General features: G+C 74.3%; 3 protein-coding genes. All 3 read left to right on the plus strand.

Features of this window, described 5'->3' with window-relative positions; translation table 11 throughout:
* The coding region (locus tag ACFWOG_RS40705) for an aldehyde dehydrogenase family protein (protein WP_380364781.1) at nt 1-393 on the plus strand (393 nt) is incomplete at its 5' end.
* Nucleotides 394-716: 323 nt separating this feature from the next.
* Nucleotides 717-1,127 (plus strand): hypothetical protein, encoded by a 411-nt coding sequence (locus tag ACFWOG_RS40710; RefSeq protein WP_329950709.1) that lies wholly within the window; start codon nt 717-719, stop codon nt 1,125-1,127.
* Between the two features lie 70 nt (nt 1,128-1,197).
* Nucleotides 1,198-1,833, plus strand: coding sequence for an ATP-binding protein (locus tag ACFWOG_RS40715; RefSeq protein WP_329882704.1), 636 nt, complete (start codon nt 1,198-1,200; stop codon nt 1,831-1,833).
* Nucleotides 1,834-2,015: the final 182 nt, after the last annotated feature.

The raw sequence follows: 2,015 nt of genomic DNA on the forward strand, positions 1-2,015 counted from the left end.
GTCTCGGTGGTCGCCCCCGCCATCGCCACCGGCAACACCGTGGTGGTGGCGGTCGCGGCCGACGCCCCGCTGCCGGCCCTGTCGCTGGGCGAGGTGCTGGCCACCTCGGACGTGCCCGGCGGCGTGGTCAACCTGATCTCCGGCAGGACCTCGGACATCGCCCCGACCCTGGCCTCCCACCAGGACGTCAACGCGGTGGACCTCACCGGCGCGATCGCCGACGACGGTCCCGGCGCGGCGGCCTCGCTGGAGGCACTTGCCGCGGATACCCTGAAGAGGGTGATCCGCCCGGAGCTGGACCCGTTCGCCCAGGACTGGACCAATGCGCCCGGTACGGACCGGCTACTCTCGTTCCTGGAGACCAAGACGGTCTGGCACCCGATGGGGATCTGACCTCCCGGTCGGCCCCACGGTTACGTTGAGTAGCCACGAGTAACAACTCCACAGACTGGCCGTCCCCAGTGCCCTCACCCCCCCAGGGCCCGGACGGTCACAGGACGGACCCGCGCCTCTCCCCCCCTGGCGCGGGTCCGTCGGTTTTCCGGGCCGGGCGCGGCCCTTCCCGGCCCTCGCCCTCCCGGCTCGCCCCCCTTCCCGGCCCACCCCTCCGTCCGCGCGACTTTCGTCGCGGGACGTCGAGCCGTTCGGTGGTCCCCGCCCGGTCGCACCCCGGGCCAGAATCGCCCGTACCGGAAACGATCAAGGGGGACGCTGCCGTGGGTGAATTCGTGGCGGAGATGATGGCGCTGTTCGCGGACGGGTTCCTCCGCAAGCTGTTCGTGGCCCGTGCCCGCCGCCGCCTCGCCGCCGGCCGCACCGCGAAGGTCCCCTGCTCGGCCCGCTCCGAACGTCCCGGCTGGCAGCCCGTCTACGTCAACGGCAAGCTCCGCATCACCCCCGGGGCCGCCGTCGTGACCTTCGGCCCGTCCGAGGGCGGTCGCACCGAACTGGCCGCCGGGGGCACCTTCCACGACCCCGAGCCCGGCACCTGGCACGACCAGGACTGGGCCGCCACCGCCTACCGCCCGCCCGGCGACGGCCACCCCGTCTACCTCCAGGTCGACAGCCGCTACCTGCCGCTGGTGCACGCCGCACTCACCGCGCCGGAGGTCCTCAAGACCGTCTGACCCGACGGATGCGGACAGTTCGGTCCGACCGGTTTCGGCATCCGGCCCGGATGCGTCAGACTGGTGTCCCGTGAGTGACTCCCCGCTGAACCCTGTGCCGATAGCCCGCGCCCGGGTGGTCCTGCTCTCCGGGCCCTCCGGTTCGGGGAAGTCCTCGCTCGCCGAGCGCAGCGCCCTGCCGGTGCTCCAGCTCGACGACTTCTACAAGGACGGCGACGACCCCACCCTCCCGCTGCTGCCCGACGGCGCGGTCGACTGGGACTCCCCGCTCTCCTGGCACCGCGAGCAGGCCGTCGCGGCCATCCGCGACCTGTACGGGACCGGCCGGGCCGAGGTGCCGGTGTACTCGATCCCGGACAACGGACGGATCGCCACCCGGGTACTGGACCTCGACGGGGCCGGTGCGTTCGTCGCCGAGGGCATCTTCGCCGCCGAGATCGTCGGCGAATGCGCCGCCGAGGGCCTGCTGGGTGACGCCCTCTGCCTGCGCAACGGTCCGCTCACCACCGCCTGGCGGCGGCTGCGCCGGGACGTGCGCGAGGGCCGGAAGTCGCTTCCGGTACTGGTGCGGCGCGGCTGGCGGCTGATGCGCGCCGAGCGCACCATCATCGGCCGGCAGGTCGCGCTGGGCGCGCACCCCTGCGCCGGGCCGGAGGCCGAGCGCCGGATCCGCGTGGCGGCCTCCCAGGAGCTCTCCGCCGTCTGACGTCCGGACAGGGGCCGGGCCGGACCCGCTGCGGCCGCCCACGGCGGCCCGGAGCCCCGGACGGCCGGCTTCACGGCTTCGCGGCACGCCCGGCCTACGCGGCACGCCCGGCTCCACGTCACGGCCGGCTCCACGTCACGGCCGGCCACCGCGCGGTCTGCCTCACGGCGCAGCCCGAGAAC

Source organism: Kitasatospora sp. NPDC058406 (assembly GCF_042722765.1).
Lineage (GTDB): Bacteria > Actinomycetota > Actinomycetes > Streptomycetales > Streptomycetaceae > Kitasatospora.